Below are 13,148 nucleotides of genomic sequence, written 5' to 3'. Positions count from 1 at the left end.
GGAAAATCTTTTTTATATTGAAGTTATGGTAGGGAGCAGATGAGTTTACACGAAGATATCCAGGCAGTCGAGGACGAGATCCGTAAGACTCCCTATAATAAGGCAACATCCCATCACATCGGTAAGTTGAAGGCGAAACTCGCACGCCTGAGGGAAGATGTGCAGAAGAGAGCTTCTGCCAAGTCCGGCGGCGAGGGCTATTCTGTAAGGAAGTCAGGTGATGCTACTGTTGCACTTGTGGGATTCCCTTCTGTGGGTAAATCCACTCTCCTGAACAAGCTGACCGGTGCCAATTCCGAGGTAGGTGCGTATGAGTTCACGACCCTTGATGTGATCCCGGGTGTTCTGGAGTATAAGGGCGCGACTATCCAAATACTGGATGTGCCGGGTCTGGTCAGAGGTGCAGCTAGCGGCCGTGGCCGTGGTAAGGAGGTCATCTCTGTTGTGAGAAACTCAAACCTTGTGCTTTTCCTGCTGGACGTGTTCCAGACCGAGCATCATAAGGTGCTGATGCAGGAACTTTACGATGCCGGAATCAGGATCAATATGTCAGAACCTGATGTTACTATCAAGAGGATGGACAGGGGTGGCGTGATCATCAGTGCGACCATGGAACTTGAGATGTCAGATGACCTTATCAAGGCGATATTGGGCGAATACAAGATACACAATGCCCATGTGCTTCTCAGGGACAACATCAACATGGACCAGCTTATCGATGGCGTGATGGCCAACAGGGTGTACATCCCCGCTGTGATCGTCATTAACAAGGTGGACATGGCCGACGAGGAGATCCTTGAGTTCTGCAAGGCAAAGTTCCCTGATGCGACATTCATTTCCGCCAACGAGGAGAAGAACCTTGAAGCCGTCAAGGACCTGATCTACGAAACCCTGGATTTCATTAGGGTGTACCTGAAACCACAGGGTGGCCCCGCAGACATGGATGAGCCAATGATCGTGACCAACGGCGTGACTGTAGGTGATATTTGTGACCGCCTGCACCGTGATTTCCGTGATAAGTTCAGGTATTCCCAGATATGGGGTCCATCAGCCAAACATCCAGGCCAGCGAGCTGGTCTTGACCATTATCTGGAAGATGGCGATGTGCTGACCCTTATCATCCAGAAATGATCTGGATTTTCCACAACAAATAAGTATTATTGTGCAATATGCAGGATGTGAAGTCCCGTAGGGTAGCGGTCAATCCTTCAGGCCTTTGGAGCCTGGGACCCCGGTTCAAATCCGGGCGGGACTATCTGCTTATTTTTAACTTTCCTGTTTTTACAACACATTTTAGTCTTATCAAAACAAACTTTTACTGATTATTTATCGGGACATGCCTCAAAAAATTGAGCAAAGTTATTAATAGATTCTCAAAGTTAGTGATTTTAGTTATAAATCAATAATTTGCCAATTATACGTTAAGGCTTGAAATTATTGTTTACTTAAAATTTGAAGGTTTGATACGATATGAAAATCTCCCTATTTGTTGTAATGATCTTTTTTGCTTTACTAATTATGTTCTCGGGATGTACAGGGGATACGAATGTGGATTCTCTCATCGAGGACCTTGACAACGAGAATGAAAGTATCAGGTCCAATGCAATGGATGAGCTTGTGGGGATGGGTGATGAAAAGACAATTGGATCACTTGTACAGGTCGTGCAAAACGAAAACCTGCCCCTTGAAATGCGAAAAAATGCAATTGTATCCCTTGGTAAGATTGGTGATAACGGTACAACAGAGCTGTTTTTGGATATTTCAATGAACGAATCCGAAAATAAGCATCTCAGGATGGCTTCGATCCTTGCTCTTGGTGATCTCGGGGACGAAGAAGCACTTGAGTCTCTCAGGGAGTTGAGCTATGGTGATGACGGGCTAATACTCTATCATGCTGCATACGTTCTCGCGCCGTTGAATGATATTTATGAGGTATATGGGACCTATGGTGAGCTTCCATACCCTCTGACCGAGGAACAGAGGTCTTACCGGAATAACGTTGGTGAGATCGTTTTCGGTGTAAATTTCAGTGAATTTCCGCCTATCGTAAATTCTTCCATGACTCTAGGACATGATCGAAAGACCGGGTACATAGAGGTAATGACAGATGTAAATCCCGGAACTTCGTCCATGGATGAGATGTATCGTATTATCAGTACTGAGGCGGAGAAAAGAGGTGTTTACCAGGTGCCTGTGAGGTTTGTATATGGCACTTTTTCGTTTGCATAAGAATTATTTAAATGATGGGTCGGGTTTGAAACAAATAGTGTCCAATTATAACCTCTTTTTTCTGGTTTTTAATCTCTTGTGGCTAAATTCATTGATTATCTCATTAATTCATTCTCATTTTTAACTAATTTGAGCTTAAGACTTTCAACCGGATATCCGGAATACTGCCTTTCGCTGATATCTTTATCTTCTTCTATGATACTAACATGGAATCCGGCATCTTTTATTGTCTTTAAGTAATCGTCTTTCAGCAATGCACCTCCTACACATGAACAGATGAGTTCATCATTGTTCTTTTCCTCCGGAGTCAGGTCTTTCAGGAGGACAATATCGGAAATGTACATCCTGCCATTATCTTTTAGCACACGATATGCTTCTTTAAACACTCTGGACTTGTCAGGCGCGAGGTTGATGACACAGTTGCTCATGATGACATCGATAGATCCGGTTTCAACAGGCAGATCTTCGATATCTCCATGTCTGAACTCGACATTGTTGAACCCATACTTTTCAGCGTTCTCTCTTGCCTTTGCAACCATATCTTCCGTCATATCCACGCCGATCACTTTACCGATCTCACCTACTTTTCTTGCAGCCAAAAAACTGTCGAATCCGGCACCTGAACCCAGATCAAGGACAATGTCTTTTTCTTTTATCTCTCCAAGTGCTGTAGGGTTTCCACATCCAAGTCCCAGGTTAGCTTCTGAGAATGATCGGGTTTCTTCAGGTGAATATCCTATGGATGCTGCCAGTTGCTCATTTGTGAGGCTTCCACAGCATCCGCATCCCTGTACAACACCTAATGCTATGTTGCTGTATTTTTTCTTCACAACATCCTTCTTGGCATCTACATCCATTGTACTGTCCGGACAGCATGAGTCGACACTTTCAACTCCGCATCTCTCAAGTTTTTCTTTCATTTTATCATCCATTATGCTGTAAATTACATACCTTCCATTCTTCTCATATCTCAGGATACCGGCTTCACAAAGTATTTTCAGATGCCTGGATATAGTTGTCTGGTCCTTTCCTGCAATTGTTGCAAAATCACATGCGCAGTGGTCCTGCTTTAGTAGACATCCTACAATTGTAAGGCGTGTTTTATCGCCAAGTGCTTTGAAGAATTTAGCTTTCTCGTTTTGCATTAATTGCATATATGCACATTTATACATATATTGTTGTTGCCAATACCCTTAGCTCTCTCATTTTGACGCTTAATATTCTGGTTCTGCAGGATCCTTCATGTAAACCAAATACCTGGGCATGCTCACATTTCAGGATCATGTGTCCGGCAGTTGATAAGGCTGAGACAACAAAATTATATCATTTGTTTGTTTCTCTCTGGCATCGTGTGGGTGACCCAGTGATATTATGACTAATACCCCTGAATGGATCTTATTGAAGTTTACTATCTATGGGTATACTAAATCCGAAGGTACTTCCTTTCCCGAGTTCGCTTTCAACCCAAATGTCGCCACCATGCATTTCCACAAATTTCTTGACAAGGGGAAGGCCAAGACCGGTGCCTCCATACTCCCTGGTAGTTGAGGAATCCACCTGATAGAAAGGGTTGAACAGTTTATCCTGATTTTCTGGTGAAATGCCAATGCCGGTGTCCGTTACTGAAATATGCACAAAATCCCCTGTCACTTTTCCTCCAATTGTCACTTTTCCTCCCTGATCTGTGAACTTAATGGCATTGTTCACAAGGTTGTAAAGGATCTGCTTAAATTTTACCATGTCTGCTTTTATGATAGGCGTTTCAATGTCGATGTTACATGTCAGTTCAATGCTTTTTTCTGATGCAATAGGCATCATCAATGCTTCTACTTCATCAATATAATCTGATACAAAGAATTCATTAATATGAAGTTCCATCTCCCCGGCTTCAATGTTTGATACGGATAGGATATCGTTGATCAGCTGTAAAAGATGCTTTCCATTTTTAAGAACATTAGATGCATATTTTTTCTGATACTCATTCAGGATACCAAAGTTCTCATTGCAAAGTACATCCGAGAATCCGATGATTGAATTGAGAGGGGTTCTCAGTTCATGGCTCATGTTTGAGACGAATTCGGTCTTGGTAAGGTTGGCAGCTTCTGCAGCAAGTTTGGCATTAAGCATTGCTTCCTCAGTTTTCTTACGTTCGGTGAGGTCCCTGGCAGTGCTGAGAATGGCTGGTTTGCCAGTATACTCAATAATGCGGGTGCTCAATTCTACAGGGACAAGGCGTCCGTCTTTACAAATGATCTCGCTTTCAAATATGGATTGCTTTATCTCCTGCAATTTCTTAATATTGTCCATTACCTTCAGAGCATATTCAGCAGAATCCAGGTCCATCTTCGACATGCAAAGCATCTCATGCCTGTTGTAACCCGTAAATTCACAAGCAACATCGTTAACTTCCAGGATTTGACCATCTAAATTGTATATTATAGTTGAATCATTAGAATTATTAAAAAATGTTCTGAATTTATGTTCAGATTTCTGCAAGGCGATCTCTGCTTCCTTACGTTCGGTTATGTCGGTGAATATGAACCCTAGACCACCAGCAGTTTTGAAAGCCCTGACCGAGACGTGTTTCTTTCCAAAGGTGGGGGATGCAAGTTCATCTATCTGGAATGGCTCGCCAGTTCTCAAAACATCCAGGTAGCTGTTGTACCGGTTCGTTTCCTTCAGATGCGGTGCTATTTCCAGAATGTTCATTCCTATCAGATTTTCTTTAGTGTTTTCATCTTGATATATCGTTAATGCGGTTTCATTAATAGTCATCAGATTCATTTGTGAATCGAATAATGCAAAGCCTTCGGTGGCTGATTCCATAAAACTGTGGAGTTTTGATTCGCTGTTTTGCAGTGCCTCCTCTGCCCTTTTGCGGTCAGTGACATCGTGAACGATCGAGTAAAGGAGCTTTTTATCATTGATCGTTATTGGGCAACTGTAGACCTCAACATTGCGCATTTCTCCGCCGGACAACCTGTGGGTGAAGATAAATCGTTTTTTCTTTTCAGATCTTGCATCTTCTATCTCTTCTAAGACCTTTTCTTTTGAGAGCATGTTGATATCGCTTATCTTCATTTGGTTGAGTTCTTTTTTGCTGTAGCCATAGTATGAGCATGCACTGGGGTTTGCGTCCATGATGTTTCCGGTTTCCGGGTCAATTATCATCATCACAGCGCTGTTATGCTGGAACAGGGAGCGATATTTCCCTTCACTTTTTCGCAGTGCTTCTTCTGCCTGTTTACGTTCGGTGATATCCCTTACAGTAACCTGCAGAATTTGCTCATCATCCAACGAAAAGCATGTTTGCCACACTTCAGCAGGGAATTCCTCTCCATTTTTTCTGCGGTGAACCCATTCAAATTTGGCAAACCCTTTCTTGAATGCTTCTGAGAGCTTATCTTGCGAAGCAATACGCGAGTCTTTCCCGTCTGGCTGCTTTTTGGGTGATATGTCCGCTGGATGTAGTCCGATAAACTCTTCTTTTGTTGAGAATCCGAACATATTCAGAGCCGTTCTATTACTGTCGACAATTCCTTTTTTGTCGATTAATAAAAAGGCTTCGGAAGATGATTCAAACAATACACGATAGCGTTCCTCGGTCAAGATGGCTCTATTTTCCAGGGTGGAGATATTTTTCTCTTGTTTAATCAGCGAGTTCAGATCATCTTCTGCAATTTTCTTGACTGTAAAAAGGCAGTCTTTGTACTGAGTTGCCTTTGGATTATTTTTGGAATCCAACACACATATCGTACCAAAAGGCTCACCGTTTGGCCAGTTTATTGGAAAACCAAGATAATATGTCATTCCTAACTCAATGTCCGGATTGTGATCCCATTCGGGATCTCTTAACGCATCCGGTACTAACAGCATTTTTTTAGTAGCCAGGACAGTTTCACAATACAGGCCGGTATTTAATGATGCCAGTTCACCTTTTTCATATGGATTATTTATTGTATTACTGGCAACAAAAACCTCTATTTCAAGAGGATGGATTCTCATGATAAGACCGGCTGGTAAATCAAAAACTTTGGATGTTAGGTCAAGCATATGTTGCCATTTGCTAACAATTTCATCCGGGATTTCCAAATAATCTGTAGTAAATTTATTTGGAGATTCATTCCTGTATATAGAACATCCAATCATTGCCAGTGGTCTCCATTTAATTACATTAAATATTATTTATTTCAAGTTTAGTAATATATTTAAAATACAAATTGTAATGAAATTGTGAGAGTTATAATTTTGTACTTGAATGCTAACTCCAATTTTCTCTGGGTCAAAAATATTTTACAATGCAATAATATTTAAGATGATCGGTGTATTTTTCGCAATGTGTATGTACAGTATGTTACACCTGTTTTGAAGACAGTTTGGTGCTTCCTGATCAATTCCTGGTCAAGCTGTCGTCATCGAAATACGAAGTTTACTCTATGGCAAAGGCAAATGATCGGAATTTATGATGCAATGCATTTTTTGAGAATAAGGATGGGAATTATATTGTATAGAGTTCCCATATTCATGAGTGAACAGCGTTGATAACATCACTAAAAGTTGTGGTTCCGCGTGATTCGAGGTATTGATGCAACATAAATAATAGGCTGAGCATGTTATTCATATTAGCGGGAGTGGAATTTTGAAAATAAGAGATATTAGAAGCAAGGACATTTCAAATACAATTTCTGTTGAGGGTGAAGTTTCAACCATAAATAATTCTCAGCAGATCGAGATCAGGGAATTCGATAATGTTTATGACCCAAGGTCATTGATCCTTCATCTGGAAGGGGATCTGGTGGACGCTGTTAATGTTAAAGATAAGATCATTGCAACCGGGGTACTAAAAGCAGACTTCAGATCAACATCTACTACCGGCGATTTTGTTTTAGAAGCTAACTCAATTGAAAAAATTAAAGAAAAGGAACTGTCTGCCGACAATAAAGAGGTGACAGTTTCAAGTGGAGATATAGAGGTCATACGTGAAATAATCGACCAGCTCCGACTTTCTTCCCCTTCCGATAAAGTGTTACTTGAAGATGTTTACCGGAAAGCCTCAAATTTACATATTGGACGAGAACTCGCTGATAAGTGTATTGCAAAACTTAGGCGCCAGGGTTGTGCACATTTACCGGATGAGGAGCATTAAGAGCGATTTGGTGATCTGGTCCAAATGTTGACCACACTATTTTCATTTTTGATAAATAATATCAGGTCTTTACTCCCTTCCACACCCATTCATGATGTTTGTCATGCATTTGTCACTGCAACACAGCATACGACGAGAATTTCTTCCACATCATGAGGGTTGCAACAGTTGAGAATACTGAAAATATGGTGAATTGAATCTCAAGATTCCCAAACCATAATCCATAAGCTGTTTTTGGCTGGAGATCTCATAAATTGAGGATTACTCATGCAGTCAATAACACGTCTTATATATTTTTAATTCCAATTATTTATTATGGATCGGCTGTCCTGGGGAGAGGAAGATCTTTGGAAACTATTTATGGTTGTCTGTTACGGCATAGTCGTATTTTCAATCATAATTATAGTTGCACTTATTTATGTTGCGACGGACTTGCCTTTATCATATCTCCTGATAATGGTCACAGCGCTTTGTGTTTATTTACCTATTTTTTCAATCCTGGGCTATCAATCAGTGAACCATAAAACAAAGCAGTTGTCAGAGAAACTTTTAATAAAAGAAAATGCTGTCGAAACATCCATCAATGCCATTGGTTTTGCAGATCTCAATGCCAATTTGACTTATGTTAATCCTGCGTTTCTCAGGTTGTGGGGATATGATGATGAAACCCAAATTTTGGGAAGACCCATTTTAGAATTTTGGAAGAGGAATGGACGAGCCGAAAAAATTCTGGGAACGTTGCTTTCTGAAAAAAGGTGGGAAGGGGAAGTGACAGGTATAAAAAAAGATGGTACGGAATTTCCGCTACTCCTTTCGGCAAACATGGTATTGAACAAAGATGGTGAACCCCTGGGTATAATGGGTTCGTCGGTGGACATCACCGAGTTCAAAAAGGCAGAAAAAGCAATGATAGATGGAAAATTCGCCGCTGAAGCTGCCAACAAGGCAAAAACTGAGTTATTAAGGAATGTAAGCCATGAACTCAGAACACCTTTAAATTCAATCATCGGTTTTTCGAATGTGCTGGTTGATGAGAACTTAACTGAAAAACAGATGAAATGTGCTAAAATCGTTTTGAAGAACGGGAAGCAATTATTGGGTATCTTCAACAATGTATTGAGTATTTCCAATATTGAGCTTATGAAAATGAACCTTGAGGTTAATCCATTCAGTGTACCGGATGTTGTTAAGGAAGTTGAAACATCGCTGATGCCTTTCTCTGCATCAAAAGACATTAACCTGACATTTGATATTGATACAAATTTAGGAACTATATATGCAGATAAGGAAAAGATCAAGCAAACTTTATACCACCTTACTGAAAATGCTATAAAGTTCACACCACCAAAAGGCTCTGTGTCAGTAACAGCAAAAAGATCCGACCAGTTCATGGAAATCTCTGTAAGGGATACAGGTATTGGCATTTCTTCAGAAGAACAAAAAAGACTTTTCATACCCTTTGTACAACTTGATGGCTCAATTACGCGGAAATACGGAGGTGTGGGCCTTGGGCTTGCGATTGCTAAAAATTTCGTAGAAACGCATGGAGGCGAGATCTGGGTTGAAAGTGAGGTTGAAAACGGAAGTACATTTGGATTTACTATCCCAACAAAGCCTCTGAATTCGGACTTTTAAAAAATCAGTATCTCATTTGCTGAATACTCATTTTTATTTTTCTCATCGTACTTCAACCCCACTTTTCCCTTTTGTTTTTAAAAAATGATTGTGGAGTATCTTATCCCGGACATTCAAAGAAAACCACAGCGCTCTGACAGGACGACTTAGCTCTCGATAACATGGTCGCTTTCATTGCCGTTTTTCCGGTTTAGTCCTCCTGGCTTCCAGCAGGTAGAGCGTCCCGATGGTCGCAAATCCCACTGTGACCAAAAGCAAGGGTATCGCTTTATGTGAACTTATATTCCTTCCTAAAAGAGAGCTTAAATTATATATCAGCAACAAAGAAATTGCGACTAACGAAACGATTATTATTTTAATTTTTTTATCTTGAATGACTACCACCACTTCATAACATTCAATACAAATTTGCATTGGATTTGGGTATACCATCTAACATGTTATATTTAAATCCTTTCCTCCGTATTTCTGTATGAAGTGATTGTAAAAACAATATGCAGAGGCACATTTTTCAGGGCAATACCGGAATCATGGCATCAATGCATCAATATGTTCATCGTGGCCGACTTCACAGTTCTCTCTTAATCCAAACAGGCCGGGCAGGTAACTATTCTCTATTACAAGCTGGAAGAAATCTGGGCGGGAATATTTGTATTTTCTAAAAGACTTATACTATAGTGCTTTGTTTAGCCTTATTCTGATCGTTGTGTTTTTGAAAAATAATAGAGACCCTTGTTAATTTTAAAAAGGTTTATTAATTATCTCAGTTATCATATTTTCCGGGATGTACAAAACAAATGAAGCACTATGAAGTAGTTGCAGCAATAATCATGGATGATGATAAAGTTCTATGTGTTCAAAGGGATCATGGAAAATACGATTATATTTCTTTAAAATATGAATTCCCAGGTGGAAAAATAGAACCTGATGAAACTAAAGAACAAGCATTGGAACGTGAATTATTAGAGGAACTCGATATAAATATAGAAATTGAGAGGGAGTTTCTTACTGTAAATCATCAGTATCCTGATTTTAGTGTTACTATGCACAGTTTCATTTGCAGTGCCTTAAATTCAACATTTAATCTGAAAGAACACATTGCGTTCAAATGGTTAAATACAGAAAATTTATCAATTTTGGATTGGGCTGAAGCGGATCTTCCAATTGTTTCAAAATTAATGAAGGAATGTTAAAATGGATAACTTTCCTGTATCTTTATTAGATAGCTTGAAAACTGGCTTTATTGACCAGTCTTTAACTTCAAAAAAAGAGTTTCTCCCAGAATTACTAGTAAATGATACTGATAATGGGAAAAAAGTACTACAGACCATATCTAGAGAATTAAAAAATTGTGAGGAGTTTTGGTTTTCAGTAGCGTTTGCAACAAAAAGTGGTGTAACTAGTTTAATTAATTCATTTGAAGAACTTGAAAAAGCTGAAATTAATGGGAAAGTATTGGTATCTCAATATCAATATTTCACTCAGCCAGAAGCATTGAGGTCTTTATCAAAGTTTAAAAATATTGACTTAAAGATAGCAGTAAACTGTAATTTCCATGCAAAAGGATACCTATTCAAAAAAAGCAATCGATATAATTTGATTATTGGGAGTAGTAATCTTACAGCTAATGCATTATGCTCAAATAGAGAGTGGAACTTGAAAATTTCAGCTACGTGTGATTCAAAATTGATAGCTGATTCAATTAAAGAATTTAAAAATGAGTTTGAAAATGCTGTATCGGTGGATGATGAATTCATTAATTCTTATGCATTAGATTATAATTTGAAAAAGAAAATCATTTCAAATTCAAGAAACAGCATCGAAGATCGCCACAATGATTCAATAACTGCCAATGCAATGCAAAAAGAAGCATTGACAAACTTGAAAGATTTAAGGTCAAATAATAAAGATAAGGCTTTATTAATTTCTGCGACTGGAACAGGGAAAACATATCTGTCTGCATTTGATGTGAAAGCATATAATCCAAAAAAGTTTTTATTTGTAGTACATCGAAGAAACATTGCAGAAAATGCTATGAAGAGCTTCAAAAAGATTTTTGGAAAATCTCGAAGCATGGGTATTTACTCAGGAAATAAAAGAGAACTTGATGCTGATTTTATATTTTCTACGATCCAAACCCTTTCAAGAGATACACATTTAAGTCAATTCGATGAAAGGCATTTTGATTATATCGTTATAGACGAAACCCATAGAGCAGGGGCAGAAACTTATCAAAAAATCCTCAATTATTTTAAACCAGAATTTCTGTTAGGTATGACTGCTACTCCTGAAAGGACAGATGGTTTTGACATATTTTCTCAATTTGAACACAATATTGCATACGAGATCCGTCTGCATAGAGCTTTAGAAGAAAAAATGTTATCGACTTTTCACTATTTTGGTGTAACTGATGTTACTGTAGATGGTCAAGTTTTAGAAGAAGATTCAGCTTTTTCTTTGTTAACAGCAAAAGAACGTGTGGCTAGGATCATTGAAAAAGCTGAATTTTATGGCTGTGACAATGGCTGTGTGAGAGGACTCATTTTTTGTAGCAGTGTAGTTGAAAGTCAGGGATTGTCTGATGCATTTAATGAAAGGGGATATAAGACAATTTCATTATCTGGCAAAAACAGTGAGGAAGAGAGAATTGATGCAATAAACAGATTGGAAAGTTATGATCCATCTGAAAAATTAGATTACATCTTTACTGTTGATATCTTCAATGAAGGGGTGGATATTCCAAAAGTAAATCAAATCATTATGTTGAGACCCACTGCATCAGCCATCATTTTTGTACAGCAATTAGGAAGGGGATTGCGTAAAGCTAACGATAAAGAATACCTAACTGTGATTGATTTCATCGGTAATTACAATAATAGCTACTTAGTTCCAATTGCGTTATACGGAGACACTACTTACAACAAGGATACGTTGCGTAAACTGATGCTAAGTGGAAGCAGTTTCATTCCGGGTGCTTCAACTATTAATTTTGATAAAATTACGCATGACAGGATTTTTGCAGCAATAGACAAAGCAAATTTACATCTCAAAAAAGACCTTGTAAAAGATTATGACCTCTTGAAATTCAAGATTGGTACAATTCCTATGATGATGGATTTTGTGGAACATGGTTCCCGAGATCCACAATTATATGTAAACTATTCAAAATCCTATTTTAACTTTGTATCAGGTCAAGAAGAATCCTTACAAAATAAACTCTCTCAAAAGGAAATCAAGCTACTAGAGTTATTCTCTAATGAAATTGCAAACACTAAGAGGGTCGAGGAAGTTATTATTCTTAAAAAACTGATTTCTGAAAATATTCTGTTAAAGGAAGAATTTAAAGCAATTATTTTTGATAAATATGGAATCTCAATTTCTGATGAAACAATAGAATCATGTATCAAAAATATCAATTTTGATTTTGTAACTGAAAATCATAATAGAAAACTAGTGAGTGTAAGTGAAATATATGATTTAAATATAGTTTCTTATGCAAATGGACTTATCTCATTTAGTGATAAATTTATAGACTTACTCAAAAATGAGACCTTCTTGCGTTTTGTAAATGATATGCTGAACTATTCAGAAACAATTTATGATAGCAATTTTGACAAAAAAAAATATGTTGATGGTTTCGTATTGTATCAGAAATATTCTAGGAAGGACGTTTTTAGAATTCTGAACTGGGATCAGAATCCTTTAGCACAAAATGTTGGAGGCTATCTAATTAGTCCTCAAAAAACAAATTGTCCAATATTCGTAAACTATCACAAAGAAGAGCATATTTCGAGTACTACAAAATATGAAGAAGGTTTTGTCAATAATTCTGAATTTGAATGGATGTCTAAATCTAGAAGAAAATTGGATAGCAAAGATGTTTCTACCATAAGAAACTACAGAGACGGACTTCGATTGCCTTTATTCATCAAAAAAAGCAATGGTGAAAGCAACGATTTCTACTATATGGGCGATGTGACTCCCATAGATGAAAGCTTCGAAGAGGCTACTTTGCTTGATGATAACAATAAAAATGTTTCAGTTGTAAAAGTAAGATATAGGATGAACCATCCTGTTGAAGATTCGATTTACGAATACATTACAGCACCAAGTAGTTAATGGAGTTTGATTGGACTTA

Annotated in this window: 8 protein-coding genes and 1 tRNA gene; 7 read left to right on the top strand and 2 right to left on the bottom strand. The window is 38.3% G+C overall.

Features of this window, described 5'->3' with window-relative positions:
- The first annotated feature begins 39 nt into the window (after window positions 1-39).
- The 3 genes from J7W08_RS09155 (at window position 40) to J7W08_RS09145 (ending at window position 2,229) form a co-directional block, all read left to right on the top strand.
- On the top strand, window positions 40-1,131 hold the full coding sequence (locus J7W08_RS09155; RefSeq protein WP_233084179.1) for an OBG GTPase family GTP-binding protein: 1,092 nt from the start codon (window positions 40-42) through the stop codon (window positions 1,129-1,131).
- A 51-nt stretch (window positions 1,132-1,182) separates the two neighbouring features.
- Window positions 1,183-1,255, top strand: a tRNA-Gln gene (locus J7W08_RS09150).
- 293 nt (window positions 1,256-1,548) lie between these two features.
- Window positions 1,549-2,229 (top strand): HEAT repeat domain-containing protein, encoded by a 681-nt coding sequence (locus J7W08_RS09145; protein ID WP_233084178.1) that lies wholly within the window; start codon window positions 1,549-1,551, stop codon window positions 2,227-2,229.
- Window positions 2,230-2,324: 95 nt separating this feature from the next.
- Here J7W08_RS09145 and arsM read toward each other — a convergent pair whose 3' ends face one another.
- Both arsM and J7W08_RS09130 read right to left on the bottom strand, forming a co-directional pair.
- On the bottom strand, window positions 2,325-3,374 hold the full coding sequence (arsM, locus tag J7W08_RS09140; protein ID WP_310742486.1) for an arsenite methyltransferase: 1,050 nt from the start codon (window positions 3,372-3,374) through the stop codon (window positions 2,325-2,327).
- 250 nt (window positions 3,375-3,624) lie between these two features.
- Window positions 3,625-6,282 carry a PAS domain S-box protein gene (locus tag J7W08_RS09130; RefSeq protein WP_233084177.1) on the bottom strand — a complete coding sequence of 886 codons (2,658 nt, stop codon included), beginning with the start codon at window positions 6,280-6,282 and terminating at the stop codon, window positions 3,625-3,627.
- Window positions 6,283-6,868: 586 nt separating this feature from the next.
- On the opposite strand from J7W08_RS09130, the gene J7W08_RS09125 reads away from it, so the two are divergent.
- The 4 genes from J7W08_RS09125 to J7W08_RS09110 all read left to right on the top strand — a co-directional run bounded on the left by J7W08_RS09125 (window position 6,869) and on the right by J7W08_RS09110 (window position 13,129).
- Window positions 6,869-7,375 (top strand): hypothetical protein, encoded by a 507-nt coding sequence (locus tag J7W08_RS09125; protein WP_233084176.1) that lies wholly within the window; start codon window positions 6,869-6,871, stop codon window positions 7,373-7,375.
- Window positions 7,376-7,690: 315 nt separating this feature from the next.
- Window positions 7,691-9,010 carry a PAS domain-containing sensor histidine kinase gene (locus J7W08_RS09120; protein ID WP_233084175.1) on the top strand — a complete coding sequence of 440 codons (1,320 nt, stop codon included), beginning with the start codon at window positions 7,691-7,693 and terminating at the stop codon, window positions 9,008-9,010.
- A 797-nt stretch (window positions 9,011-9,807) separates the two neighbouring features.
- Entirely contained in the window at window positions 9,808-10,203 is a 396-nt protein-coding gene (locus J7W08_RS09115) for a (deoxy)nucleoside triphosphate pyrophosphohydrolase (protein ID WP_233084174.1), read from the top strand.
- 1 nt (window position 10,204) lies between these two features.
- Window positions 10,205-13,129 carry a DEAD/DEAH box helicase gene (locus J7W08_RS09110; protein WP_233084173.1) on the top strand — a complete coding sequence of 975 codons (2,925 nt, stop codon included), beginning with the start codon at window positions 10,205-10,207 and terminating at the stop codon, window positions 13,127-13,129.
- Window positions 13,130-13,148 lie beyond the last annotated feature (19 nt).

Origin of the sequence: Methanococcoides orientis (assembly GCF_021184045.1) — an archaeon.
GTDB lineage: Archaea > Halobacteriota > Methanosarcinia > Methanosarcinales > Methanosarcinaceae > Methanococcoides > Methanococcoides orientis.
Note: the sequence above shows the minus strand (reverse complement) of the source record. Positions and strands in the feature narration are given on the sequence as shown.